The 23,758-nt window shown below is 71.9% G+C and carries 23 protein-coding genes; 15 read left to right on the plus strand and 8 right to left on the minus strand.

The window, feature by feature from the left end:
- Window positions 1-14: 14 nt before the first annotated feature.
- Window positions 15-506, minus strand: coding sequence for an LEA type 2 family protein (locus tag WMF20_RS09085; RefSeq protein WP_129573972.1), 492 nt, complete (start codon window positions 504-506; stop codon window positions 15-17).
- A gap of 96 nt (window positions 507-602) precedes the next feature.
- On the opposite strand from WMF20_RS09085, the gene WMF20_RS09090 reads away from it, so the two are divergent.
- A complete protein-coding gene (locus WMF20_RS09090) occupies window positions 603-1,565 on the plus strand; it encodes an alpha/beta fold hydrolase (protein WP_437612439.1) in 963 nt (320 codons plus the stop codon).
- Between the two features lie 31 nt (window positions 1,566-1,596).
- Here the strand turns inward: WMF20_RS09090 and WMF20_RS09095 are convergent, their stop codons facing one another.
- Window positions 1,597-3,570 (minus strand): MutS-related protein, encoded by a 1,974-nt coding sequence (locus WMF20_RS09095; RefSeq protein WP_437612441.1) that lies wholly within the window; start codon window positions 3,568-3,570, stop codon window positions 1,597-1,599.
- Window positions 3,571-3,684: 114 nt separating this feature from the next.
- On the opposite strand from WMF20_RS09095, the gene WMF20_RS09100 reads away from it, so the two are divergent.
- The 9 genes from WMF20_RS09100 (at window position 3,685) to WMF20_RS09140 (ending at window position 12,387) form a co-directional block, all read left to right on the plus strand.
- Window positions 3,685-4,674, plus strand: a complete 990-nt coding sequence (locus tag WMF20_RS09100) for a transaldolase (protein ID WP_129573975.1) — start codon at window positions 3,685-3,687, stop codon at window positions 4,672-4,674.
- Window positions 4,675-5,010: 336 nt separating this feature from the next.
- Entirely contained in the window at window positions 5,011-5,775 is a 765-nt protein-coding gene (locus tag WMF20_RS09105; RefSeq protein WP_437612444.1) for a class I SAM-dependent methyltransferase, read from the plus strand.
- Window positions 5,776-5,785: 10 nt separating this feature from the next.
- Window positions 5,786-6,634 (plus strand): class I SAM-dependent methyltransferase, encoded by an 849-nt coding sequence (locus tag WMF20_RS09110; RefSeq protein WP_437612446.1) that lies wholly within the window; start codon window positions 5,786-5,788, stop codon window positions 6,632-6,634.
- Window positions 6,627-7,673, plus strand: coding sequence for a polysaccharide deacetylase family protein (locus tag WMF20_RS09115; protein ID WP_437612448.1), 1,047 nt, complete (start codon window positions 6,627-6,629; stop codon window positions 7,671-7,673). The genes WMF20_RS09110 and WMF20_RS09115 overlap by 8 nt, the downstream gene beginning before the upstream one ends.
- A 127-nt stretch (window positions 7,674-7,800) precedes the next feature.
- The gene (locus WMF20_RS09120; RefSeq protein ID WP_437612450.1) at window positions 7,801-8,814 is read left to right on the plus strand and encodes a hypothetical protein; all 1,014 of its coding nucleotides are present in this window, start codon (window positions 7,801-7,803) and stop codon (window positions 8,812-8,814) included.
- A 206-nt stretch (window positions 8,815-9,020) separates the two neighbouring features.
- The gene (locus tag WMF20_RS09125) at window positions 9,021-9,347 is read left to right on the plus strand and encodes an acyl carrier protein (RefSeq protein ID WP_129573979.1); all 327 of its coding nucleotides are present in this window, start codon (window positions 9,021-9,023) and stop codon (window positions 9,345-9,347) included.
- Entirely contained in the window at window positions 9,344-10,288 is a 945-nt protein-coding gene (locus tag WMF20_RS09130; RefSeq protein ID WP_129573980.1) for an SAM-dependent methyltransferase, read from the plus strand. The genes WMF20_RS09125 and WMF20_RS09130 overlap by 4 nt, the downstream gene beginning before the upstream one ends.
- Window positions 10,285-11,967 carry an AMP-binding protein gene (locus WMF20_RS09135; protein WP_437612453.1) on the plus strand — a complete coding sequence of 561 codons (1,683 nt, stop codon included), beginning with the start codon at window positions 10,285-10,287 and terminating at the stop codon, window positions 11,965-11,967. Before WMF20_RS09130 ends, WMF20_RS09135 begins: the two co-directional genes overlap by 4 nt.
- Window positions 11,968-12,201: 234 nt before the next feature.
- A complete protein-coding gene (locus WMF20_RS09140) occupies window positions 12,202-12,387 on the plus strand; it encodes a hypothetical protein (protein ID WP_129573982.1) in 186 nt (61 codons plus the stop codon).
- 184 nt (window positions 12,388-12,571) lie between these two features.
- Here WMF20_RS09140 and WMF20_RS09145 read toward each other — a convergent pair whose 3' ends face one another.
- A complete protein-coding gene (locus WMF20_RS09145; RefSeq protein WP_237245183.1) occupies window positions 12,572-13,477 on the minus strand; it encodes a glycoside hydrolase family 5 protein in 906 nt (301 codons plus the stop codon).
- On the opposite strand from WMF20_RS09145, the gene WMF20_RS09150 reads away from it, so the two are divergent.
- Window positions 13,467-13,820, plus strand: a complete 354-nt coding sequence (locus WMF20_RS09150) for a hypothetical protein (RefSeq protein WP_437612455.1) — start codon at window positions 13,467-13,469, stop codon at window positions 13,818-13,820. The genes WMF20_RS09145 and WMF20_RS09150 overlap by 11 nt on opposite strands.
- A gap of 537 nt (window positions 13,821-14,357) precedes the next feature.
- Here WMF20_RS09150 and WMF20_RS09155 read toward each other — a convergent pair.
- A complete protein-coding gene (locus tag WMF20_RS09155; RefSeq protein WP_437612457.1) occupies window positions 14,358-15,842 on the minus strand; it encodes a carboxypeptidase regulatory-like domain-containing protein in 1,485 nt (494 codons plus the stop codon).
- Between the two features lie 226 nt (window positions 15,843-16,068).
- On the opposite strand from WMF20_RS09155, the gene WMF20_RS09160 reads away from it, so the two are divergent.
- On the plus strand, window positions 16,069-17,631 hold the full coding sequence (locus tag WMF20_RS09160; RefSeq protein WP_437612459.1) for an MATE family efflux transporter: 1,563 nt from the start codon (window positions 16,069-16,071) through the stop codon (window positions 17,629-17,631).
- A gap of 92 nt (window positions 17,632-17,723) precedes the next feature.
- Window positions 17,724-18,149 carry a hypothetical protein gene (locus WMF20_RS09165; RefSeq protein ID WP_437612461.1) on the plus strand — a complete coding sequence of 142 codons (426 nt, stop codon included), beginning with the start codon at window positions 17,724-17,726 and terminating at the stop codon, window positions 18,147-18,149.
- A 31-nt stretch (window positions 18,150-18,180) separates the two neighbouring features.
- Here the strand turns inward: WMF20_RS09165 and WMF20_RS09170 are convergent, their stop codons facing one another.
- From WMF20_RS09170 to WMF20_RS09180, 3 genes are all read right to left on the minus strand, one after another.
- Window positions 18,181-18,777 (minus strand): hypothetical protein, encoded by a 597-nt coding sequence (locus WMF20_RS09170; protein ID WP_272828128.1) that lies wholly within the window; start codon window positions 18,775-18,777, stop codon window positions 18,181-18,183.
- A 165-nt stretch (window positions 18,778-18,942) separates the two neighbouring features.
- The gene (locus WMF20_RS09175) at window positions 18,943-20,388 is read right to left on the minus strand and encodes a sigma 54-interacting transcriptional regulator (protein ID WP_437612463.1); all 1,446 of its coding nucleotides are present in this window, start codon (window positions 20,386-20,388) and stop codon (window positions 18,943-18,945) included.
- 55 nt (window positions 20,389-20,443) lie between these two features.
- Window positions 20,444-20,851: a Smr/MutS family protein gene (locus WMF20_RS09180; RefSeq protein WP_437612465.1), complete on the minus strand. Its 408-nt coding sequence runs from the start codon at window positions 20,849-20,851 to the stop codon at window positions 20,444-20,446.
- 122 nt (window positions 20,852-20,973) lie between these two features.
- Here WMF20_RS09180 and WMF20_RS09185 point away from each other — a divergent pair, with 122 nt between their 5' ends.
- Both WMF20_RS09185 and WMF20_RS09190 read left to right on the plus strand, forming a co-directional pair.
- Window positions 20,974-21,549: a PadR family transcriptional regulator gene (locus WMF20_RS09185; protein ID WP_165373881.1), complete on the plus strand. Its 576-nt coding sequence runs from the start codon at window positions 20,974-20,976 to the stop codon at window positions 21,547-21,549.
- The gene (locus WMF20_RS09190) at window positions 21,528-22,331 is read left to right on the plus strand and encodes an SDR family NAD(P)-dependent oxidoreductase (RefSeq protein WP_437612468.1); all 804 of its coding nucleotides are present in this window, start codon (window positions 21,528-21,530) and stop codon (window positions 22,329-22,331) included. Before WMF20_RS09185 ends, WMF20_RS09190 begins: the two co-directional genes overlap by 22 nt.
- Window positions 22,332-22,395: 64 nt before the next feature.
- Here the strand turns inward: WMF20_RS09190 and WMF20_RS09195 are convergent, their stop codons facing one another.
- Window positions 22,396-23,610 (minus strand): ATP-binding protein, encoded by a 1,215-nt coding sequence (locus WMF20_RS09195; RefSeq protein WP_437612470.1) that lies wholly within the window; start codon window positions 23,608-23,610, stop codon window positions 22,396-22,398.
- Window positions 23,611-23,758 lie beyond the last annotated feature (148 nt).

Raw genomic sequence — 23,758 nt, forward strand, 5'->3', positions numbered from 1 at the left:
GGGACGGCCACCGCCTAGCGCAAGCCGGGGAGCGGCAGGCCCGGCAGCGAGTTCCCGATCACCGTGACGAGCTGCTCCTGCGTGAGCGTGCCGGCCAGGCGGAACGGCACGTCCACGTTGAGCGTCTCCCCGCCGATCGCGACGGTGCCGTTCACCTGGTACGGGACGCCCCGGCCCTGCGCCGCGAGCGCGGCGATGCTGGTGAGATCCTGCCACTTCACCGAGAGCGGCGCGTCGATCCGCGTCCACTGCTTCGACCGCAGCTTGAGCGGCGTGGGCACGGTGACCGTGCCGACGTCGATCTTGCCGTCGAGCAGCACGGTCGCCTTCAGCGAGCGCGTCGAGAGATCGACGCTGTTCGGGTTGTACGCCTGGATCTGGACCCGCAGATCGATGCCCTGGGCGGTGACGGCGGTCACCGCGGCGACCTCGGGCTTGAGCGTCGGCGGCTCGGGGCGCGAGCACGCGACCAGGGAGACGGCGGCAGCGAGGAGCAGCGATCGCACGGCGGTGATGTGGCGCGGATCTCGTTGGCGCTCAACGGAAATCGGGCCCGCGCTTCCGCCCGCGCGGGAACCCTCGCGATCTGCTATGCCCGGCGGATGGGCATCCTCCCGCTCGCCGAGCGCCTCGCCAAGAAGGCGCTGAACCGCTCCGGGGTGCAGAGCCGCTGGGTCGACACGTCGGTCTGCCGCCTGCACCTCTACGATGCTCCCGGCACCGGCTCGCTCCCGACCGTGGTCCTGCTCCACGGCATCGGCTCGTCGGCGCTCCCGTACGCGCCCGTGCTCCAGCGGCTGCGGCGGCTCGCCCGCCGCGTCATCGCCGCGGAGGCGCCCGGGCACGGGTGGAGCGCGGCGCCGGCGTCGGCGTTCACGCCGGAGTGCCTCACCACCGCCATGAACGAGCTGCTCGACCGCGAGCTCGACGCGCCGGCCATCGTCGTCGGCAACTCCCTCGGCGGCGCGGTCGCGGTGAGCTACGCGCTGAGCTCGCCCGACCGCGTGCGCGCGCTGGTGCTCGCGTCGCCGGCCGGCGCGTGCATGGAGCAGGCCGAGCTCGCGGCGCTGCTCGGCGCCTTCAAGCTGCGGTCGCGGGCCGACGCGCACGCGTTCTTCGCGCGGCTCTACCACCGCGTCCCGTGGTTCGCCCCGCTGGTCGCCGGCGACATCGTGCGGATGTTCGCGCGCGAGACCATCGTCTCCTTCACGAGCTCGGCCCGGTGCGAGCACGCGTTCACGCCCGAGCAGCTGCGGTCCCTGTCGATGCCGATCCTGCTGATCTGGGGCCGCTCGGACCGCCTCATGCCGGGCGGCAACCTCGAGTACTACCGGCGGCACCTCCCGCCGCACGCGGAGATCGAGGAGCCCGAAGGCGTCGGCCACTGCCCGCACGTCGACGACCCGCGCCGGTTCGCCGAGCGGATCGCCGCGTTCGCGCGGGAGGTGACCTCGCGGGGCGCGGGCGCGCCGGCGGCGGCCGCGTCACCGCCGCCGACCGCGTCAGGCGTCCTCGGGGAGCGCGCCGTGCCGCAGGAGCAGGGCACGGGTCAGGCCGCGTCGTAGCGGCAGGAGCCGCCCGGGCGGCGCATCGCGCTCATTCCGGCGCCGCTGCTCGCTCCGACGCGGGCGGCGGCGGCGACGCGGCCGCGGCCGGCGCGCTCCCGCCCTCCGAGAAGTCGAGGTCGATCCCCACGATCTTCATGAGCCGCAGCGCGTTCGCGCTCGTCACGACGCCGGGCTTCAGCGTGTAGTCGAAGGTCATCCGATCATCGACCACGAGCTCCTCGAAGTGCATGTTGCGCACGCGGCCCGCGGTCTCCTGCTCCAGCACGGAGAGCCCCATGTCGTGGGACGACACCGCGCCGATGGCCCCCCGCTCGACGAGGTGCCTCACCACCGCCCTGGCCCCGATCTGGCGCTCCCGCGCGTTCGTGCCGTGGAGGATCTCGTCGAGCAGGAACAGCACCGGCTCGCCGCGGTCCGCGCCGTCGACGACGCGCTTCAGGCGGGTCAGCTCGGCGTAGAAATGCGAGACGCCCTGCTCGAGCGAGTCCTTGATCCGCATGCTCGTCCGGACGCGGACCGGCGACAGCGACAGCGACGACGCGCAGACCGGCGCGCCCGCGAGGGCGAGCACGGCGTTCACCCCGATCGCGCGCAGCAGCGTGCTCTTGCCCGACATGTTCGAGCCCGTCACGAGCAGCGCGGCGCCCGCGCCCTCCAGCGACACGTCGTTCGTCACCCGGCGGCCGCGCGGCAAGAGCGGGTGGCCGAGCCCCGTCGCCGCGAAGCGCGGCTCCCCCTCGCTCACCTCGGGGTAGGCGTAGTCGGGGTTCTCGTGCGCGAACGTCGCGAGGCTCGCGAGCGCCTCGACGTGCCCGAGCGTCCGCATCCACGCCTTCACGTGCCGGCCCGCGCGCAGCTTCCACCGCTCCAGGGCGAGCGCGCACCACACGTCCCAGAGCAGGAAGAGGTCGGCGATGATGTGGATGAGCCCGCTGTGGCGCAGATCCGAGTAGCCCACCCGGGTCTCGAGCGCCGTCATCTCGCGCGAGGCGAGCGCGCCCGAGGGGCCGGCGAGCTCGGCCTTGAGCTCGTTCAGCAGCGCCGACGAGAACGCCTGCTGCTCGATGCGCGCGAGGAGCGGCCGGTACCGCGCGAACGGCGCCTCGCGCGACGAGGCGGCGGCGAGGATCGGCTCGATCGCGGGCCGCAGGAGGAGCAGCACGAGGAGCTGGGCCGCGAACGGCAGGAGCCACGCGTGGCGGAGCAGCCCGAGCTGCTCCCCCGGGACGATCTGCGGCGCCGCGAGCAGCGCGAGCGTCAGCGGCACGAGCACCTTCGCCGCGGTCAGCAGCGCGCTCGCCGGCAGGCCGCCGGCGCGCGCCTCGGCGCCGAGCAGCGCCGGGGGCGCCTCGGCCCACGCGATGAGCGGCCCGGCCTCGCGGCCGCGCGCCCCCGCCTGCAGCCCCACCACGGCGAGATCCTCCCGGAACGCGCCGAGGCCGGCGAGCTCGCGCACCGCCTCCTGCCGCGCCGCCACGGCGGGCGCCGGGGAGGGCTCGTTGAGCCAGGCCGCGAGCGTGGCCTCGCCCTCGCCCGTCTGGGCCACGTCGAGCAGCTGGAACAGCGACGCCTGCCCGAACACGTCGAGATCGCCCGCGTAGTCGTGGTCGGGCGCGGCGAAGCGCTCGCCCCGCTCGGGGAAATCGGCGAAGTCGCCGGCGACGCGCCGCTTGCCGCGCACGTAGAGGCCGATGCGCTGGTCGACCTCCGTCATCCGGGTGACGAGGCGCGCGTGCGCCACGAGCAGCCCGAGGAACACCGCGGTCACCGCGCCGGCGGCGTACGCGACCCACCGCGGCACGTCGCCGAAGAGCGCGTACCCCCCGGCCACGGCCGCGGCCACGAACGAGACCCCGCGCAGGAGCGAGAACGTCCTCGACCGGCGATCGAGCGCGCCGGCCTCGGCGCGCAGGACGGCCAGGCGATCGTCGTAGGCGGACAGGACGCGCTGCGCGACGGCGTCGGGGGGCGGCTGCGCGACGGCGTTGGGGGGCGGCTCCACGGGGCGCTGTCCATAGGCCACCGCGGGCCGTGCATCCAGCGGCAGCGGAGGCCCTTCGCACGAAGGCCGCGAAAGCGTTGAAGCGTCCTGGCTGGCTGCTCGTACAATGGCGCCATGGACCAGAACCTGCTGGAGCGCCTCAAGGCGTACACCGTCGTGGTCGCCGACACCGGCGACATCAACTCGATCGAGAAATTCCGCCCGCAAGACGCGACGACGAACCCGTCGCTCATCACCGCGGCCGCCCAGATGCCCGAGTACACCGACATCGTGAGCGGCGCGCTCGCGTGGGCCCAGAAGGAGGCGGGCCGGAGCAAGGAGCCGGGCGACGCCGTGAGCCTCGCGTTCGACCGGCTCGCCGTCGATTTCGGCTTGCGCATCCTGAAGATCATCCCCGGCCGCGTCTCGACCGAGGTCGACGCGCGCCTCTCCTACGACACCCAGGCGACCATCGAGAAGGGCCGGAGCATCATCCGCCTCTACGAGGAGGCCGGCGTCTCGCGCGAGCGCGTCCTCATCAAGATCGCCTCGACGTGGGAGGGCATCCGCGCGGCGGAGGTCCTCGAGAAGGAGGGCATCCACTGCAACCTCACGCTGCTCTTCGGGCTGCACCAGGCGATCGCGTGCGCCGAGGCGGGCGTGACGCTCATCTCGCCGTTCGTCGGCCGCATCCTCGACTGGTACCTGAAGGACACGGGCCGCGCGAGCTACGCGCCCGCCGAGGACCCCGGCGTCGTCTCGGTCACGAAGATCTACAACTACTACAAGAAGCACGGCTACAAGACCGAGGTGATGGGCGCGAGCTTCCGCAACATCGACGAGATCAAGGAGCTCGCCGGCTGCGATCTCCTGACCATCTCGCCGAAGCTGCTCGCCGAGCTCGCCGCCGCGCGCGGCGAGCTGCCGAGGAAGCTCGATCCGGACGCGGCGCGCGCCATGCACATCGAGAAGATCACGATGGATGAGGCGACGTTCCGCGCGATGCACAGCGCCGACCGGATGGCGAGCGACAAGCTCAGCGAGGGGATCGACGGCTTCGCGAAGGCGCTCGCCCAGCTCGAGGTCCTGCTCCGCGAGCGCCTGCAGAAGGTGGCGGCCTCCTAGCCCCGGCGGCGCGGGCGCGGCCCGCGGGGCAGAACGCCGGGGAAAAACGCCTCGGCGCCCCGCGCGCCGCGACGCCGGCCCCCCGACGGCCGGAGGCGCAGGGCGAAGCCGGAGGGCCGGCTTGCGTGCGGGCCTTCGCGTCTTCTAGGATTCGTGACGCTGAATGGCACACGGATCGCATACGACGATGCTGACGACGCCGACGATGCTGACGACGCTGACCAGGCTGACCGGCCTGAGCAGCGCGACCAGCCGCGGTGTGGCGGGTCGAAGGCGATCCTCCGGGGAGGCCCGCCGTGGAGCCGCCCCTTCGGTCATGGCAACGAGGAGGCGACGTTGAAGCTCACGTCACAGGAGTACTGGGAGAACCATTGGAAGCTCAACGCCGACGCCGAGGACATGGGCGGCGGGTGCGAGCTCTACGACGACATCGCTCCCTTCCTGCCGCGCGGAGAGGGTTTGTCGTTCCTCGAGATCGGGTGTGCGCCGGGCCGCATCCTCGCCGACTTCTGCGGGCGCCTCGGCTTCACCGCCTACGGCCTCGACTACGCCTGCGACCCATCCGTCGTCGAGCGGGAGCTCACGAAGCGCGGCGTCAACGTCGGCAAGATCGAGAAGGGGGACTTCTTCTCCTGGAAGCCCGAGGAAAAATTCGATATCGTAGCTTCCTTCGGGTTCATCGAGCACTTCGATGACGCAGGGTCGGTGGTGGATCGGCACTTCGAGCTGGTGAAGCCGGGAGGCACCGTGGTCGTGGCCATGCCGAACTTCGCCGGCGGGCAGAAGGCGCTCCACTGGCTGCTCGATCGCAAGAACCTGAACGGCCACAACACCCGCATCATGAACCTGCCGTTCCTCGAGGCCGCCGCCCGCCGCAACGGCGCCGAGATCGTCCAGGCCCGTTACACGGGCGGCCACTTCGATTTCTGGCTGGACGACGAGGCGCCGCTCTTGGCGCGGCGTGTCGTCTGGAAGCTCGTCGCGCCGCTCCGGGCGCTCGCCAGCCGGGTGGTCCCTGGCGAGACCAACCCCTGGTTTTCCCCCTACCTGTTCGCCATCTACAGGGCGCCCATGCCGTCCGGGGGCACGCCTGACGCTTGAGCCTTTCCCGATGAGCGAACCCAGCCCGAACGTCATATCGCCGCCAGCTGTCCGGGACGCAGACGCCGACCGCCGCTTCCGCGAGTGCGCCCAGCGCCACGGCTGGGATCCGGACGACGTCTTCGTGGGGGGCTATGTCGCCTGGGAGTGGCGGCACAGCCGCCACGCCTACGACGACCTCTTCACGTCGGTCCGCGGCAAGAAGGTGCTCGAGTTCGGCTGCCACCTGGGCGGGACGGCGATCGTCCTCGCGACGCTGGGCGCCGACGTGACGGCGATCGACGTCGACCCCACGTACGTCGAGCTGACCCAGCTGAACGTCGAGCGCCACGGGATGTCCGACAAGGTGCGCGTCCTTCACGTCCCCGACACGACCTCGCTTCCGTTCGCGGACGAGGAGTTCGAGCTCGTCTCCTGCAACAGCGTGCTCGAGTACGTCCCGCCCGAGCGCCTGCCCGCCGTCCAGCGCGAGATCGACCGGGTGCTCGGGCCGTGGGGGTTCATCGTGATCCTGGGCACGAGCAACCGCCTCTGGCCGATCGAGCTCCACAGCCGCCGCCCGCTGATGAACTACGTGCCTCGCCCGCTGCACCCCTTGTTTCCGGGCCCGTCGGTCTACAGCGTATTTCCCTGGCAGCTCCGGCGCGGGTTCGGCGATTATGCGGACATCTCGCAGCAGGATCGGGGGCGGCTGATCGTCGATTTGAAGGCCAAGATGGGCATGTCCGGGCCGCGGCTCCTGGCCTTCTCCGCGGCGAACCGGCTGCTCGGCCCGCTGGGGATGCACGTGGGCTTCGTGTCCCCGACGATCACGATGGTTCTTCAGAAGCGCGGTGAGGGAGGAGCAGGCGATGGCTGACGGCAGGACGCGGGTATACATTACCGTGGACGTGGAGTGCGCCGAAGAGCGCATCACGGGCGACAGCAAATCTCCCGCGATGGGCTACGACCTCCGCATCTGGGGCCGCTTCGTCAACCAGCGCGAGCCGCTCGGCATCGAGCTCATCATGCGCGAGCTCGAGGCGCACGGTCAGCGCGGGACGTTCTTCGTCGAGGCGATCGGCTCGTACAGCTTCGGGATGGACGGCCTCACGAACGTGTGCCAGGCGCTGCACAGCCGGGGCCACGACGTGCAGCTGCACGTGCACCCGGTGCAGCGGCGCGCGGACTGGCACACGCGGGGCGAGGCCCGCGTCTCGGACGACATCGCCGACTACCCGGTCGAGGAGCAGGCGCGGCTGCTCCTCGAGGGGCGCGACCTGCTCGTGCGCGCGGGTGTCCCGGCGGGCGAGCTGCTCGGCTACCGCGCCGGCAACTTCGGCGCGAACAACGACACCTGGCGGGCGATGAAGCTGGCGGGGCTCGTGCTGAGCAGCAACTACAACCCCTGCTACTTCAACAAGAACTGCAAGATGCAGTATCCCGGCGCGCGGCTCGGCCTCTTCGAGACGCCCGAGAAGGGGGTGTACGAGCTGCCGGTCACGAACTTCATCGAGCCGACGAAGCGCTTCAGGCACCTCCAGATCACGGCGGTGACGCTCGACGAGATCAAGCATTGCCTCCTCCGCTATCGCGCCCTCGGCGTCAAGGAGGTCACGCTGGTGACCCACTCGTTCGAGTTCTACTTCCTCGACTCGGCGGAGGCGCGCCGCGGCTACCCGAACCGGCTCAACGTGGAGCGGCTCCGCGGGCTCTGCCGTTTCCTCAAGGAGAACTCGAGGGATTTCGAGGTCGACACCGTGGGCGCCCTCGCGCGCCGGCTCGCGGACGCGTCGCCGGAGGCCGACGAGAGCGAGCCGCCGTCGCTGCAGTTCCCTCACTCCAATGCCATCCACCACGCGCGCCGCGTCGTGGAGCAGGCGTACAAGCGCGTCGCGCAGCGGTTCACGTTCGGCTAGCCCCGCGCGCGAGCGGCCAGGGGCGCCCCGGCGCGGGGCGGCCTCGGCGAAGCGCGCCCGGCCGGCGCCTCGGCGCCGCGCCCGCGTCGGCCGCCCTCCGGCGGCGCTCCGGTGCTAAGGAGCGCGCATGCGGCTCATCGGACAGATCCACGTTTCGCTCAAGGGCAGCATCATCCAGCGCGACCCCACGCTCTGGGAGAAGCTGAAGCGCGGCTTCGGCGCCACGCTGGACCTCGACACGGATCGCATGCGCGTCGAGCTGGAGGCCACCGCCGTGGTCGACCAGGTGCGGCGGGCGCTCGTCCAGCTCGGGGTGGGCAATGCGCTCTCGCTGGTCATCGACGACACCGTCATCTTCCAGGACACCGACGGGAAGCCGGACGATCTCCCCGATCTCGTCCTCGCGCTGTCCGAGCATTCGGCCGTGTTCGGGCGCGGCTTCACCGAGCTCAAGTTCGCCGCCGAGCACGAGGAGGCGGGGCTGCACCTCGTGATCGAGGCGCGCGCCCGCACCGAGCACGCGGAGGACGAGCCGGCGGGGATCGTGTCCGTCGGCGGGCGCCTGCGCGATCTCGAGCCGCGCGCCGGCGAGCCCGCGGAGGACTACCGCCGCCGCGTCGAGCCCCTCGCGAAGGACCCGGCGCTGTTCGAGACGGCGCGGCTGCAGTTCGAGTCGTTCGTCGGGCGCCTCGAGGGCGCCCTCAAGGCGTCGATGCCGGAGGCGCGCGTGGAGCAGCGCCAGGCCGAGGCGCGCGTCGTGCACGCGCCCTCGGGCGACGGCGCGGCCGCCGGGCCGCAGCCGGCCAGCCCCACGCACCCGGGCTACGACCCGTTCATGGTCTATTACCCTCCGAGCCCGCTCAGCGTGATGCTGGACGTGATGCTCATCTCCTCGTTCATGCACATGCTCTCGCCTCCCCACGTGCTCTTCGTGAGCCCGGCGGGCATGCCGCTCGGCACCGCGCAGGAGGCCGCGGCGAATCCCGATCTCTTGAACGACGCCGATCGCGGCGACGAGGGCGCGGGCGACGAGGGCGATGGGCTGGACGACGGCGATGGGCTGGACGACGGCGATCCGTGGGGGGATGACGGCGGCGGGCTCGACGACGGCGGCGGCGATCTCGGCGATTTCGGCGATTGAGCCGCTCGCGCCGGCTCCGCGGGCGCGTCCGCGGGCGCCCTGAGCCGCGCGCCACGCCCGAGCGGGCGAGCGCGCTCGTCCGGCCGTGGACGGCGAATGGCGATCATGGTACGGCCCAGTCTGGCCGTGACCGGCGCTGGCATGGAGGTCCACTCGCGCCGGCGCGTTGAAGGTCGCGCGCGCCCAACCCTGGACTGGAGAGCGCGATGAAGAAGAGCGAGGCGGCGCTGGAGAAGCAGCCGCAGGCGGCGAGCGGGGGAGATCCGGAGATCGCCCGCGAGGTCCGCACCATCATTGCAGAGCGATGTGGGATGAGCGTCGATGCCGTGACTCCCGATCTGTCGCTCGAGAACGGCCTCGGCGTGGATTCGCTGGCGCTCATCGAGGTCAACGTCGCATTGGAGGAGCGATTCCAGATCGTGGCGCCCGATTTCGCGGCGCCGGATCAGGCGCAGATCAGCACGGTCGGCGACGTGATCGCCTTCGTCGAGGCGCAGCTCGCGGCGCGGGGCGGCCGGGGAGGGGCGTCGTGATCTCCCCGCGCACGCGCGCCGAGCGCGAGGCCGCCGGCCGGACGCCCGAGGAGCAGCGGGAGCACGAGCGGCGGGAGGTCGCCGCCCATTACCAGAACGACCCGGAGATCTTCTCCATGGTCCTCGACAGCCGCCTCGCCTATGCGACGGGCATCTTCCTCGATCCCGGGGAGAGCCTCGAGGCGGCGCAGGAGCGCAAGTACGACTGGGTCCGCCGCGAGCTCGACATCCACCCCGGCGAGCGCGTCCTCGACGTGGGGTGCGGCTGGGGCTCGAACCTCATCTACCTCGCCGAGCGCACCGGCGGGAGCTTCCGGGGCGTGACGCTGAGCGACAAGCAGCGGCAGGAGGCGCTCCGCCGCGCCGACCGGGCGGGCGTCGCCTCGCGGGTCCGCATCGACCTCGCCCATATCGAGGACGTCGACCTCGAGCCCGAGTCGCTCGACGCGGTGCTCTTCGTGGGCAGCATCGTGCACATGCACAACCGCGAGCGGATCCACCAGAAGGTCGCCGCCGCGCTGCGCCCGGGCGGCAGGCTGCTCATCTCCGACTGCTATTTCCCGGCGCGCGCCCGCGGCGACCGGGAGAGCTCCGCCACGCAGTACATCTTCGTCCAGGCGCTCGGCTACTGCCGCCTGATCTCGCTCGCCGAGGAGCTCGGGATGATCGAGCAGGCCGGCCTCGATGTCCGGCGCGTCGAGGACCTCACGAGCTCGTACGTGCACACGGTCGCCCGGTGGATCGACAACGTGCGCGCGAACCGCGCCCGGATCGACGCGCGCGCGCCCGGCTTCTCGCGGCTGCTCCAGACGTACATGACCGTGGGCCGGCTCTCGTTCGCGCGCCGCACCGCGCTCGAGTACATGATCGTGGCGACGAAGGGCGGCGGCCGCGAGCGCCTCGGCGTCGCGCCCTCGCCCGAGCCGAGGCGCGCGCCGTGAGCGCCGTGAATGGTGGGGTCGCCGCGCGGACGGTCGCGGGCCTGCTCCGGGCGCGGGCCGAGGCCACGCCGGATCGGTTCGGCTTCTACCACAAGCAGCAAGGCGAGTTCGTCGGCTGGACGTGGGCGGAGTACTGGCGCCGCGCGCGCGCGGCGGCGTCCGGGCTCATCGCGGCGGGGGTGCGCCCGGGCGACCGCGTGCTCTTGCTCGTGACGGACGTCGAGGTGGCGGTGCCGTGCCTCTTCGGCGTCTGGGTGCTCGGCGCGGTGCCGATCCAGGTCGGGGTGCCGTACCGGCTCACGGACGTGGCGGCGTTCCTCGGCGAGCTCCGGCGGACGGCCGCCCGGGTCGGCGCGCGCGCGCTCGTGGTCTCGTCGGCGCTGCTCGGCTTCGCGCAGGGCGAGGGCGACGCCGACGGCCTCACGCAGCTCGCCGCCGAGCCGCTGCTCGACGCGCCGCTCGACGCCTCGCTGCCCGATCCGGAGCGCGCGCCCGGCCCCGCGCTCATCCAGCTCACGAGCGGCAGCACCGGGCACCCGCGCGGCGTGGTCATCCCGCACGAGCGGCTCATGCTGCACCTCGACGCGATGAGCCAGCGGCTCCCGGTGCGCGGCGAGGGCGCGGGGGGCGTGTCGTGGCTGCCGCTCCACCACGACATGGGGCTCGTCGGCGGGCTGCTCTTCCCGCTCTTCAACGACTTCCCCGTGCACATGCTCTCGCCGCTCGAGTTCCGGACGCGGCCGTTCTCGTGGCTCGCGGAGATGTCGCGCATCCGGGGCGTCATCTCGCTCGGGCCGCCGAGCGCCTACGCCATCTGCGTCGGGCTCGCCCGCCGCGCCGTCGAGGCGGGGCTCGACCTCGGCGCGTGGCGGTGCGCGATGGTCGGCGCCGAGCCGATCTCCCCCGCCTTGCTCCGCCGCTTCGCCGAGGCGTTCGCGCCCTGCGGCTTCCGCCTCGAGGCGTTCTTCCCGGTGTACGGCCTCGCCGAGGCCACGGTCGCCGTGACCTTCCCCGATCTGCTCGCCGAGCCGCGCGTGATCACGGTGGATCGCGGCCTGCTCGAGCGCGAGGGCCGCGTCGAGGAGGCCGCGCCGGGGCCTCTGTCGCTGGAGCTCGTCGGCGTCGGCAGGCCGATCCCGCGCACGGAGATCCGCGTCGTGGACGCCGGGCGCAGCCCCGTCCCGGAGCGCACCGTGGGGGAGATCGAGGTGCGCTCGGAGACCGTGATGGAGGGGTATTTCGACGAGCCCGAGGCGACCGCCGAGGCGCTCGTCGACGGCTGGCTGCGCACGGGGGATCTCGGGTTCCTCGATCGCGGGACGCTGTTCGTCACCGGCAGGAAGAAGGAGGTGATCATCAAGGGCGGTCACACGATGATCCCCGCGGTGATCGAGGAGATCGCGTCCCGGGTCGACGGCATCCGGGCCGGGTGCGTGGTCGCGGTGGGGCTCTACCTGGAGGAGCGCCAGACCGAGGCCGTCTACGTGGTCGCCGAGACGCGCGCCGAGGCCTCCGAGCACGCCGGCCTCACGGAGCGCGTGCGCGAGACGCTTCGGGCGAACGGGGTCACGGTCGACCAGGTCGTCCTGCTCCCGCCGGGCGAGCTGCCCAAGACGACGAGCGGCAAGCTGCGGCGCCGCGAGGTCGCCGAGCGGCTGCGCGCGGGGGGGCTTCGCTGAAGGGCGCCGGCCCCCGTGGGGGCCTACGGTCGGGCTCGGGATGCGCCGGCAGCGCGCATCCGCGCTTCCGGGTCGAACTGCCGGTTTGCTGTTTCACCCTCTTCCAGAGGTCTTTTCCGTTCGCCTCAACGATGGACAGACGCGTCGCGGCGCGGCCGATTTCGCGGGCGCTGCAGCGCTGCGCGCGATAGATCCCGGAGCCGCTCTCCGGAGCCCAACCGAACGGGACCGTCCATGTTGCGTCGCCCGAGAGAACACTCATCGACCTGTCCTGCCCCGCTTTCGCCCGAGGCGCGCGCGTGGGAGCTCGAGCAGCTCCGGGCGCTCGGCCTCGAGGACGACGACTGGAGCTCGGACGACCAGTGCCCTTTCTGTGCGGGGCGGCCCCTGTCCTCGGAGAAGGCGCCGAAGCGCGCGTGAGCGATGCGGGGAGACGCGCGCTCGGCGGGCGCGCGCTCCCCGCTCGCTGAGGGTCAGGGCAAAGCGATGCGCTCCGTCTCCTGGTGAGCCTCGTCCGCGCTGCAGCGCTCTTGGCCGCTTCCATTGCACCATTGCACGGCGCGAACCAGCGAATGACCCTGGGGCGAGCGCCCGGGGCCGCGGATCACTCCGCGATCTTCGCCTTCACCCACTTGCCCGACTCGGTGAGGTCGTTGTCGGTCCAGTTGCCCATGGTGTTCGCCCTGGGCTTCAGCGCGGAGCACGCCTCGGCCTTGTCGCCCAGCGACCAGTTGGCCCAGCTGATGTTGTGCGCGTCGAGGAAGTTGAGCCAGGTCCCCGACTCGCCGAGATCGAGCGCGCCGTCGCCGCTGGCGTCGCACGTCCCCCACTCGGTCACGAACAGCGCCAGGCCCTTGTCCATCGCGCGCTGGGCCTTCTCGCGCAGCGCGTTCTTGTGCGTCGCGGCGTAGAAGTGCAGGGTGTACGCCACGTTGGGGTCGTTGATGCGGTTGTCCGCGGCGATGTCCGCGTCCTGCGACCAGTTCGGCGAGCCGACGATGACGAGGTTGTTCGCGCCCTGGCCGCGGATCTCGCCGATCACCGCCTCGGCGTACGACTTCACGGTCTGCCAGTTGTGCGTGTTGAGCGGCTCGTTGAAGACCTCGAAGATCACGTTGGGCACGTTCTTGTAGGTCTGCGCCACCTCGCGGAAGTAGCTCCTCGCCTGATCGAGGTGGTTGTTCGCGTTGTGATCGTGCCAGTCGAGGATCACGTAGATGCCCTTCCCGATCGCCGCGTCGGCGATGGCCTTCGCCTTGGCCTTCTGGCCGCCCGCGTCTTCGAGGTAGCCGCCTTCGTTCTCGATGCCCATCGCCGCGCGGACGACGGTCGCCTTCCAGTTGTCGGCGATCGAGTTGACGACGTTCCCGTTGTAGTAGTTGCTCCACTGGCTCCAGAACAGGCTCATGCCTTTGAGCTGGACCGGGGCCCCGTGCTCACCGACGATGTTGCCGTCCTTGACCCGGAGCACGCCGTGGCGCTCGACCGGCGTTCCGTCCGTGGGCACCATCCCGGTGCCCGTGCTCGTCGTCGACGACGAGGTCGTCCCGGGCCCCGTCGTGGTGGAGCTGACCGAGGTCGTCGAGCTGACCGAGGTCGTCGAGCTGACCGAGGTCGTCGAGCTGGCCGAGGTCGACGTGGTCCCCGTCGTCGTCCCCCCGCCGCCGCCGCCGGCGCCGCCGGCGCCGCCCACGCCATCATCCGTCGACGCGTCGCCGCAGCCGATCAGCACGGCTGCTTGCAGGGCGACCGCCGCGAGGCCGAATGACCACTTCGACCTGCCAAGCACACCGCGAAATGAAACGCTCTTCATCATGTCCTCCAAGGGAAGTAACCGTATGACGCGGCATTAAAAGGGCAGCTCAGCGCCGGTGGCAAGCCCTCTACGCGGTAAAAGTTAATAGAGAAAATTAAGCCTTGGCATGTAGGCCATGATACCATGCTGCCGAGCGAAGCGCTCGTGGGCGAGCGGCCGTCAGCCACCGGGGAGGTGTGAGGCGGGGCCATCACGGGCGTCGATGTGCCCGAGCCGTGGTGTGCAGGCAACTAAAAATTTCCGCAAGACGCATGCCAGTCCGCTGGACCCGCGAATCGGGCGGTGTCGCCGTGCGTCCGTGGCCTGCGCGAGCCGTCTTTCCCTCGCTTTTCCCTCGAGGATCTGCGCAGGCTACCGCGCGCTCGTCGGTGGTCGGGCGACCACCCTGGTCAACCGCCCATCCATGCGCATAGCGTCAATCGCGCTCGTGAAAGCGATGACGACCGCGCCCGGGATGTCAAGCCTCGAGCGCGCCTGTCGTGGCCCTCTGTGCCGTCCTGGTCCACCCGCCGACCGGTGCCCACGTTGGCCACTGAGCTCCTCGCCACGACGGCGAGCGCCCCGTCACCTCGGGTTACCTCGGGACAGGCACCGGCGGCGGCTCGTCGTCCGGCGTGATGCACGCCGACAGGTCGAACAGCATGAAGAGCAGCGCCTTCTCCTGGGCCGTCAGCTCATGGATCTCCCCGTCGCGGTCCTCGCACCCGCTCGGGAACGGCGCCCCGGCCACGTCGGTCGCCGCCACGTGGATGTCCGTGTACACGAACCGGCCGCACTGCTGTTCTTCCGGGGAGCCGATCGGCGTGTTGAACGTGAAGTACTTGACCCCCGCCCGCGCGTCGAAGGCCGGGTCGGCGTCGTTGTAGAGCCACCGCGTCGCGATCTCCTCGTTCACCGAGTCGACCCAGTGCTGCGGATCGTCGATCTCGATCCGCCCCGGCACGGTCGACGCCCCCACGCGGACGAGCCAGTCGCGGAGCGCCGCGCCCTTCGGGAACGTGGTGTCCACCATCACGGGGAGCCCGTCGTCGGGGTCGCTGCCCTCGTCCCAGGTCGCGGTCTCGGGGAACCGCTCCGGCCCGAGCCGCAGCCAGGTGTTGTGCCAGTGCGACGCGAACACGCGACCTCCCGCCGACGCGTAGTCGAACATCGCCCGCCGCGCCGCCTCGGGCTTGTCGGCCAGGAACGCCGACCCCTCGCACGACAGGATCACCATGTCGTATTGCTGCAGGTTGTCGAGCGAGCCCCAGAACTCCCGCGCAGGGGAGAGGGCCGCCCCCTGGTTCAGCCCGTCGCGGTACCGGCTCGTCGCGCTGTCCCCCTCGATGGCGCGCCCGACGAACAGGTTCACCCGCCCGTCGCCCGCCTCCGGCGTGAACTCCGACGCGTCGATACCCATCTTGTAGAGCAGGCACTCCAGCACGTCCGCGCCGCCGGTCGTCAGCGCGATCTTCGGGAGATGGCCCTCCGACTTGTTGCGCGGCAGCCGGACCTCCCCGTCCGCGATGGGGTTGTCGACGCACGCCTCGACCTTCGGCAGCGTGATCCGGCGCCGCCATTTGCCGAGCTGGACGACGAGCGGGATGTCCTCGCCGACCGGCACGTCGTCCAGCACGAACCGCCCGTCCGTGTCCGTCAGCGCGAGCGCGATTGGGTCTCCGGAGAGCGTCACGTTGCACGGCTCGCAGCTCGCCCCGTCGGCGATCGGATCAAGCTCCCTGTTCGGGACGTAAACGATGACGTTGTACAGCGGGAGTTCGCCCGCGGGCGCGTACACGGTGCCGCTCACCGTCGTCTTGCCGCCGCCCGGACAGGCGATCTTCTGGCACTCGATCCCCTCGCACCCGCCGCTCCCGACGATGGACACGCCGCTCCCCGCCGGGAACGGGTCGCCCCCGAGGCCGCTCCCTGCGCCCTGGTCCGCGCCCCCGCCGCCGCCGGCGCCGGAGGCGCTCGCGCTCGCCCCGCTCGGATCGCCGCAAGCGCACCCGGCCGTCACGGCCGGCGCCGCGGCCGCCGCGGCCAGGAGCCCTCCGGCGATGCTACGCAATCTCACCATTCGAACCCTCCGGGCGCGGCGGGGCGAGGGCGCCCTGCTCCGCTCATTCCGAGGGTAATCGAGGCGAGGGGGAGCCGGGAAGGGATAACCCAGCAAGGAGAGAGCGACGACCCGTCTCGCCGTCTCCCCTCGATCTCCTCCTCTCGCGCTTACGTCGCCGCGAGAGCGCCGCGACGCAGCGCCCGGCGGCTCCCGCGGCGCTCGGCCGGTGCGACCCGAGCGGACCGTGAGGAGACAGGCGACAGCGGACCCAGCCGCCTTCGAGCGGACCACAGCGCCGCGCGATCGCGCGGCGACCGCCTCGTCGGCGGCGCGGCCGGCGCTCGACTGCGCGGCGGCCGGCGCTCGCCCAGCCGTGTTCCGACATGGCGAGAGGCGGCCCGGCAGAGTAGGATGCGGCGCCTTGCAATCGGTCATTCCTGCTCCGTCTCTTCCTCGCCCCCGCCTGCTCGAGATCACCTGGCCCATCTTCAGCGAGCACCTCTTGCACATGCTCGTCGGGGTGTTCGGCGTCTGGCTGGTCAGCCGCCTGTCCGACGAGGCCGCCGCGGCGTACGGGCTCTCCAACCAGATCATGTTGACCTTCATGATCACCTTTCGCTTCGTCAGCGTCGGCGCGAGCGTGGTGGTCACTCAGTGCCTCGGCGCGCGCGACCGCGCCGCCGCCGAGAAGGTCGCGCGGGCGTCGCTCGCGGCCAGCCTGTGGCTCGGCCTCGCCAGCTGCGCGGTCATCGCGCTCGGCGCGAGGCCCCTGCTCGAGCTGATGCGCCTGCCGCCGTCCCTGTTCCCGATCGCGCAGCCTTACCTGATGGCGGTCGGCGTGATGCTGGCGTTCGACGCGATGAATTTCTCGATGGGCTCGGTGCTGCGCGCCCACACCTACGGCCGGGACACGCTGCGCCTCATCATCGTCATGTACGTCGTGCAGCTCTCGCTCAGCTTGCCGCTCATGTTCGGTGTCGGCGCGTGGCCGGGGCTCGGCATGAACGGGCTCGCGATCGCCGCGGTGATCGCGCGCGCGTGCTCCTTCTGGATGCACCGGCAGCTGTGGATCGCGCGCCTCGGCATCCGCCCGACCTTCGAGGACTTCTGGCGCATTCGCCGCGAGCAGCTCCGCGAGGTGCTGCACATCGGCCTGCCGGGGGCGGGCGAGAACGTGGTCTATCGCATCAGCTTCATGATGATCCTCGCCATGGTCGCCGACATGGGGCAGACGGCGCTCACCACGCATACGTACACGATGCAGATCGTGCACTTCCTGCTCCTGTTCGGCATGGCGATCGGCTTCGGGACCGAGATCGTGGTCGGGCACCACATCGGCGCGGGCGAGCTGCACGGCGCCGATCGCCAGGTGCGCGGCGGCCTGGCGGTCGGGTTCGCCGTGTGCGTGGCCCTGGTGCTCGCCACCGCGCTGCTCGGCCCCCGCTTGCTCGGCCTGTTCACGAGCGATCCGGAGGTGATCGCCACCGGCTCCAAGCTGCTCTGGCTCACCCTCCTGGTCGAGCCGGGCCGCACGCTCAACCTTGTCGTGATTAACGGCCTTCGCGCCGCCGGCGACGCGCGCTTTCCGGTCGGGTTCGGCGTCTTCTCGATGTTCGCCGTGGCCGTCGGCCTGTCGTGGCTGCTCGGCGTCCACCTCGGCTGGGGGCTCGCCGGCGTCTGGGTGGCTTACGCCGCCGACGAGTGGGTCCGCGGGCTCGCCATGTCCGCGCGCTGGCACTTCCGTGGCTGGGTGCCCCACGCGCGGCGCACCCTCCGCCGCATGCGGCTCAGCAGCCGTCCGGCGTGAGCGCCGGTCGATCCGCGCGATCCACGCCCCGCCCGTCTCCACGTCGAAGGTGGCATGTCCATTGCTGCTCCTCGTCGCAAAGGAGACACTCCATGGCTCAAGACGAGCGCACGATGCAAGGACGAGGGCCCGAGCGCCCCGCTGCGAGCCCACCCGGCTACGGCGGCCTCTCGGAGGGGACCGTGGGCGATCCGAGCGCAGCGGGGCAGAAAGGAGCGCCGGCGGAGCCCACGAAAGAAGCGCCGGCGGAGCCCGCGAAAGGAGCGCCGGCGGAGCCCGCGGCGACGCCAGAGGAGCGTGAGGGCGCCGCGGGCGCGCGCGAGCAGGCGGCGCACGGCCAGGACGTCGAGGAGGGCGACGCGTCGCCGGGGGTGGATACGCCGCGCGGGGGCGGGTCGAGCAACGAGGCGATCCCCGGCGTGTTCGACGGGAGCAAGCCGCTGACTCCAGAGTCGAGCGCCGAGCACAAGAGCAGCTGGCCCGACGAGGGCGCGACTGGCGAAGCAGGCGCGGGATAATGGGCGCCGGCGGGAAGGTGGGAAAAAGAGACTATCCTGTTGTCAAACCCACCTTCTCGATCACCGCCATGCAGAGCGCGGCCACGCCGCGCCTCGGCACGGTGACGAGCTTGTCGCCGAACGCGTCGCGCCGATCGGTGTAGAGCTTCGAGACCTTGTGCGAGAGGATGGTCGAGCTCCAGACCGCGACGACGTCGGCCCAGCGGAGATCGGCGTCGGCCTTCGCCGCGTTGCGGTGCCCTTCGCCGTCCACGATGCGGATGTCGACCTCGCCCGCGAGCAGCCGCCGCAGGTCCTCGGCCGTGCCCGGCCCCCCGCCGACCACGAGCAGCCGCCGGAGCCCCCGCGCGCGGAACGCCTCGATCATCGCGAGCGCCGCCCGCTTGTTCGCAGAGCTGCCGCACATGTCGCAAACTGCGTCGGTCCCGATCTCCACCGCGCGGATCCCCGCCTTCGCGGGGAGCTTCATGCAGTCGGCGCAGCGGCGCTCGACCGGCTCCTGCGCCGGCGGGGGCTCCGGCGACCGGGCGAGCGCCTCCTGCGCGCGCTCCGCGATCTCCGCGGGGAGGAAGTCCGCCGGGTGCCGGACGTCCGCCGCGGGCGCGTTCTCCGCGAGCCAGACGAGCATCTCTGTTTCAGAAATATTTAGGGATCTTGCGAGGTTACGCACACGGACGGGTCGCGCCATTGCGCCGCGACTGTGACATGGGCGAGGCGGCGGCGCCCTCTCCTATCGCGGGGACGGGTGCAAAGATCGCGCGCGGCCGCGCACGGCCCGAGGGGGCGGCGCCGCTCAGTCGAGGGCGGCGGCGCGGCGCAGCCCGTGGCGCTGGAGGAGGCGGTGGAGGTACATCCGGTCGAGTCCCGCCTTGCGCGCGGCGCGGCTCACGTTGCCGTTCGACCACTCGAGCAGGGCGGCGAGGTAGTCCCGCTCGAACCTGTCGATGATGGCCTCCTTCGCCTCCTTGAAGGGCATCTCGATGTTCGCGGCGGGCAGGTCGTGCGCGCCGCTCGGCGGCGCGGCGCCCTGGGACCCGGAGCCCGGCGGCCCGGAGCCCGGGGGCGCGGAGCTCCGTTCGGACGGCGCCGCCGCCCCCATGGCGGCGCCCTCGCCGAGCACCACGCGGCGCTCGACGTAGTTCCTCAGCTCTCGCACGTTGCCGGGCCAGTCGTAGCGCTTCATGTCCTCGATGACGTCGGGCGGAAAGAGGTGCACCTTGTCGACGGCGCCGAGCTCGTTCAGAAAGCAGTGGACGAGGAGGCCGATGTCCTCTTTGCGCTCCCGGAGCGGCGGGACGCGCACGGTGAGCACCGAGAGGCGGTAATAGAGGTCCTCGCGGAATCGGCCGCTGTTCACCTCGCGCTCGAGGCGCCGGTTCGTGGCGGCGATCACCCGGATATCGACCTTGCGCACCCGGCTCTCGCCGAGCCTGCGCACCTCGCGCGAGGCGAGGGCGCGGAGCAGCTTGGGCTGCATCTCCAGCGGCAGCTCGCCGATCTCGTCGAGGAAGACGGTGCCGCCGTCGGCCTCCTCGAAGGCGCCGGCGCGGTCGCGCGAGGCGCCCGTGAAGGAGCCGCGCACGTGGCCGAACAGCTCGCTCTCGATGAGGCTCGGCGAGATGGCGCCGCAGTCGACGATGACGAGCGGCTTGTGGGCGCGGGCGCCGCGCTGGACGAGCTCGGTGGCGATGACCTCCTTGCCCGTGCCGTTCTCGCCCTCGATGAGCACGTCGGGCGCGCTCTTCGCCACGCGCTCGAGGACGGGGAAGAGGCGCCGCATGGGGACCGACACGCCCTGGAGCGCGCCGAAGCTGACGGCGCGCGCGAGCTCGGTCTCGGCGACGGCGGCGGCGTCGCGGATGCGCACGACCGACTCGCCGAGCTCGATGCGGCACTCGGGCAGGAGGGCGTCGGCGTCCCGCACGCGGACGCCCCCGAGGTAGGTCCCGTTCAGCGAGCCGACGTCCGTGAGCCGGAACGTCGTCTTCACGCGCTCGAGGATGCAGTGGAAGCGCGAGACGGCGCGATCGGCGAGGACGAGATCGTTGCTCTGGTGGGAGCCGATGCGGATGAAGTCGCCGTCGAGCACCATCGTCCGGCTCGCGGGCTTGCCCGCCTCGCGCTCGACGCAGAGCTCGAGGCGGGGCACCGCGAGCACCTCGGCCTTCATGCGGGGCTCGGTGGCGGCCGCGATGCTGGTCGGGCTCGGGTCGTCGGGCGTGGCGGGGGGACGCGACATGCGCGCCATCTTAACGCGGGAGCCTCTGGCCGTTCCAGGTGGCCCTGCGGCCGGCTCACGGCGCGGCGTCGCTGCCCGCGGCCTTGAGCCACACGACGGTCGCGCCCCACCCGCCGCGCGAGGCCGGGGCGTCGCGGAAGCCCTCGACCGCGGGGTGGCGCGCGAGGACGCCCCGCACGACGCGGCGCTGCACGCCCTTGCCGCGACCGTGGATGACGCGCACCTCGCGGAAGCCGCGCCGCTGCGCCTCGTGGAGGTACTCCTCGACGACCGAGGCGACGTCGCGCGGGGCGAACGTGTGCAGGTCGATCGCGTCCTCGATCGGCATGACCACGACGTCGTCGGGGCCGGGCGGCTCGGGCTCGGGCGGGTCGAGCGGGCCGGCGACGCCGTCGAGGTCGGGGGGCGCGGGCGCGCGGGGCGCGGGCGCGCGACCGAGCCAGGCGAGGAGTCGGCGGAGCATCCGCGCGGTGTAGCCGAGCCCGCGCCGGCCGCCACCGCACGGCGGCGCGGCCGCTCCGGGCGGCCGGCGCGGCCATAAATCACATTGCACATATGACACTTGTGTCTTATTTTGGGTGTGTCATGTCACTCCGCGGCGCCCTCCTGGGCTTCCTCTCGCTCGAGCCGACGAGCGGCTACACGCTGAAACAGCGGTTCGACGGGTCGGTGCGGTCGTTCTGGTCCGTGACCCAGAGCCAGATTTACCGGGAGCTGCACGCGATGGAGCGCGAAGGGCTCGTCGAGGTCACGACGATGCCCGGGGACGGCAAGCCCGACCGGAAGGTGTACTCGCTCACGGAGCCCGGCCGCGCGGCGCTCAAGGTGTGGCTCGAGGAGCCGCTCGAGCCGCTGGTGCTGCGGCACCCGCTGTTGCTCAAGCTGGTGTTCGCGGCGCAGGTGCCGCCGAAGAAGCTCGACGACCTCCTGGCGAGGTACGCCCGGGAGCTCGAGGCGACGAAGGACGATTACGAGGGGAGGCTGGGGGACCCGCGGATCTTCGCGCTCGCGCGATCCTCGCGCGAGCGCGACCTGTGGCGGCTGAGCATCGAGCACGGGCTCGCGTGGTGCGACGCGGAGCTCGGGTGGATCGAGCGCGCCCGCGGCGAGCTCTCGGCGGAGCGAGGAGGACAGAGGAGATGGAACCGAAGGGCAAAGTGATCATTGTGACGGGCGCTTCCTCGGGCATCGGGCTCGCGAGCGCGAGGGCGCTCGCCCGCGAGGGCGCGCGCGTGGTCCTGGCCGCGCGGTCGCTGGCCAGGCTGTCGGCGGAGGCCGATCGCATCGCCCGCGACGGGGGGAGCGCCATGGCCGTCGAGATGGATGTCACCTCCGACGCGTCGGTCGGGGCGGCGGTGGCGTCGATCCTGGAGCGGCTCGGCCGGATCGATGTCGTCATCAACAACGCCGGCAACGGCGGCAAGATGTCCCTCTGGGAGTCGACGGACGGGGCGTTCACGCGCGCGATGTTCGACGTGCACGTGTTCGGGATGGAGCGCGTCACGCGGGCGGTCCTGCCGGCGATGCTGGCGCAGGGCTCGGGCACGGTCGTGAACATCGCCTCGACGGTGGCGTGGGTGCCCATGCCGGCCGCGGCGGCGTACTCCGCGGCGAAGGCCGCGGTCGTCGCGTTCTCCGAGTCGCTGCGCGGCGAGCTCGAGGGGCGCGGCGTCCGGGTGACCGTGTTCGCTCCCCCGCACACGAGCACCGCCGCCGGCAACGACTGGCCGCTGGAAGGGCCGCAGATCTTCGCGCCCGAGTGGGTCGCAGAGCAGCTCGTCGAGACGCTCCGCCGGGAGCGGCGCAGCTTCCTCGCGGGCGCGTCCAACCGCAGCCTGCTCGTGCTCCAGCGGATCGCGCCCGGCCTCGCGGCGCGCATCATGAAGGACATCGGGCTGCGCGCCGGGGCGAAGAGCGCCGCCATGCGCCGCGACGCGGCCTAGGCGGCGAGGCGCCCGAGCCGAGCTCCAGCGGGGCGGGGGATGCCCGGCAGCCTTCGCCTCCCGGTCACGCGTCTCTCGCGTGATCCGGCGGTCCGCTCACGGGCAAGCTGAGCCGGAACGTCGCGCCTTCGCCGAGGGGGGAGTTCACCGTCAGCGTGGCCCCGTGGGCGGCGGCGATCCGGCTGGCCAGGTAGAGCCCGAGGCCGATCCCCGGCGCCTTCCCGCCGGTGACGAAGCGGTCGAAGATCCTGGGGAGGAGCTCCGGCGGCACGCCGGAGCCGTGATCGACCACATCGATGTGGGCGCGCTCCTTTCCCTCGCGCAGATCGCTGCTGAGCTTGATGAGGACCCACTTTCCTCTGGGCGAGTGCTTGACCGCGTTGCTGACGAGGTTGTCCAGCGCCTGCCGGAGGCGCGCCTTGTCCGCCACGACGACGAGCTCCGGCGGGCCCTCGACGCGGACCTCGACGCTCGGGGAGCCGAGCGCCCTCGCGGTGTCCTGCGCCAGCGCCACCAGATCGACGGGCTCCGGCGCGATCTCGAAGAGCCCCTGCTCGAGGCGCCCGACGTCCAGCAGGTCCGAGACGAGCTGGCCGAGCCGCTCGACCGCGTCGCTCGCCCGGTCGAGGTCGCGCAGGTCGTCGTCTCGGCCGGCGAGCTCGGCGCGCCGGTGGAGCAGATCGAGGCGGTTCATGAGCGGGCCGAGGTGGTTCCGCAGATCGTGCGCCAGCACCGTGATCAGCTCCTCGGCGACCTGACGCCGGCCCTGCGCGACGGCGGCCGTGGTGACCTGCTCGACCAGCTCCGCCCGGTGCGTCAGGGCGCCGATCCAGTGCGACACCGCGCTCAGGAAGCGGAGATCTCCGTCGGAGAAGAACTCCGGCCGGGCGGACTGCGCGGAGACGATCCCTCGCCGCTCGCCCTCGATGACGAGCGGGACCGCGATGTGCGACCGGACCCCGAGATCGTGGACCACGCCCGGGAGCTCGCCGGGCGTCTGGTCTGCGTGCCCGGTGATGTAGGGCTCGCCCGTCGTGAAGACCTGGACGATCGAGCCGCCGTTGGCCACCGCCTGGACATCGAGGCCGAGCGACTGCTGGAGCCGCCCCATCGGCGTGTTGCTCGTCCCGGCGGCGCACAGCGTCTTCCTGCTCGGATCGAAGAGGAAGATGTCGATCTTGTCGGCGTCGAGCGCGCTCCCGAGGAGCTCACTCGCCTGGTTCAGCGACTGCCGGAGGTCGGCCGCGGGGAGCTCGAGCAAACGCTCGAGGGTCGCCATCAACCTACCCTCCTTCGAGGGGGGTTCCATTCCGGACATGCTCCTTGTTTTCTCCGTCAGCAACGCGAATGCGTGTCTCGAGGGCGTGGCCGGAGCCCGGCCCAGGCGTGCTCAGCAGCTCGGCTGCAGCGAGTGCTGCCCTCTGCTA

It is taken from the genome of Sorangium sp. So ce834 (assembly GCF_051521425.1).
Taxonomy (GTDB): Bacteria; Myxococcota_A; Polyangia; order Polyangiales; family Polyangiaceae; genus Sorangium; species Sorangium cellulosum_D.

What these genes read in the sequence shown, in the direction of transcription:
- WMF20_RS09140 (WP_129573982.1), top strand. Translation starts at nt 12,202, where the DNA reads ATGTTGCGTCGCCCGAGAGAACACTCATCGACCTGTCCTGCCCCGCTT.
- WMF20_RS09165 (WP_437612461.1), top strand. Translation starts at nt 17,724, where the DNA reads ATGGCTCAAGACGAGCGCACGATGCAAGGACGAGGGCCCGAGCGCCCC.
- WMF20_RS09180 (WP_437612465.1), bottom strand. Translation starts at nt 20,851, where the DNA reads ATGCTCCGCCGACTCCTCGCCTGGCTCGGTCGCGCGCCCGCGCCCCGC.
- WMF20_RS09190 (WP_437612468.1), top strand. Translation starts at nt 21,528, where the DNA reads ATGGAACCGAAGGGCAAAGTGATCATTGTGACGGGCGCTTCCTCGGGC.
- WMF20_RS09145 (WP_237245183.1), bottom strand. Translation starts at nt 13,477, where the DNA reads ATGGTGCCCACGGACGGAACGCCGGTCGAGCGCCACGGCGTGCTCCGG.
- WMF20_RS09125 (WP_129573979.1), top strand. Translation starts at nt 9,021, where the DNA reads ATGAAGAAGAGCGAGGCGGCGCTGGAGAAGCAGCCGCAGGCGGCGAGC.
- WMF20_RS09120 (WP_437612450.1), top strand. Translation starts at nt 7,801, where the DNA reads ATGCGGCTCATCGGACAGATCCACGTTTCGCTCAAGGGCAGCATCATC.
- WMF20_RS09175 (WP_437612463.1), bottom strand. Translation starts at nt 20,388, where the DNA reads ATGTCGCGTCCCCCCGCCACGCCCGACGACCCGAGCCCGACCAGCATC.
- WMF20_RS09195 (WP_437612470.1), bottom strand. Translation starts at nt 23,610, where the DNA reads ATGGCGACCCTCGAGCGTTTGCTCGAGCTCCCCGCGGCCGACCTCCGG.
- WMF20_RS09090 (WP_437612439.1), top strand. Translation starts at nt 603, where the DNA reads ATGGGCATCCTCCCGCTCGCCGAGCGCCTCGCCAAGAAGGCGCTGAAC.
- WMF20_RS09170 (WP_272828128.1), bottom strand. Translation starts at nt 18,777, where the DNA reads ATGCTCGTCTGGCTCGCGGAGAACGCGCCCGCGGCGGACGTCCGGCAC.
- WMF20_RS09100 (WP_129573975.1), top strand. Translation starts at nt 3,685, where the DNA reads ATGGACCAGAACCTGCTGGAGCGCCTCAAGGCGTACACCGTCGTGGTC.
- WMF20_RS09155 (WP_437612457.1), bottom strand. Translation starts at nt 15,842, where the DNA reads ATGGTGAGATTGCGTAGCATCGCCGGAGGGCTCCTGGCCGCGGCGGCC.
- WMF20_RS09115 (WP_437612448.1), top strand. Translation starts at nt 6,627, where the DNA reads ATGGCTGACGGCAGGACGCGGGTATACATTACCGTGGACGTGGAGTGC.
- WMF20_RS09185 (WP_165373881.1), top strand. Translation starts at nt 20,974, where the DNA reads ATGTCACTCCGCGGCGCCCTCCTGGGCTTCCTCTCGCTCGAGCCGACG.
- WMF20_RS09110 (WP_437612446.1), top strand. Translation starts at nt 5,786, where the DNA reads ATGAGCGAACCCAGCCCGAACGTCATATCGCCGCCAGCTGTCCGGGAC.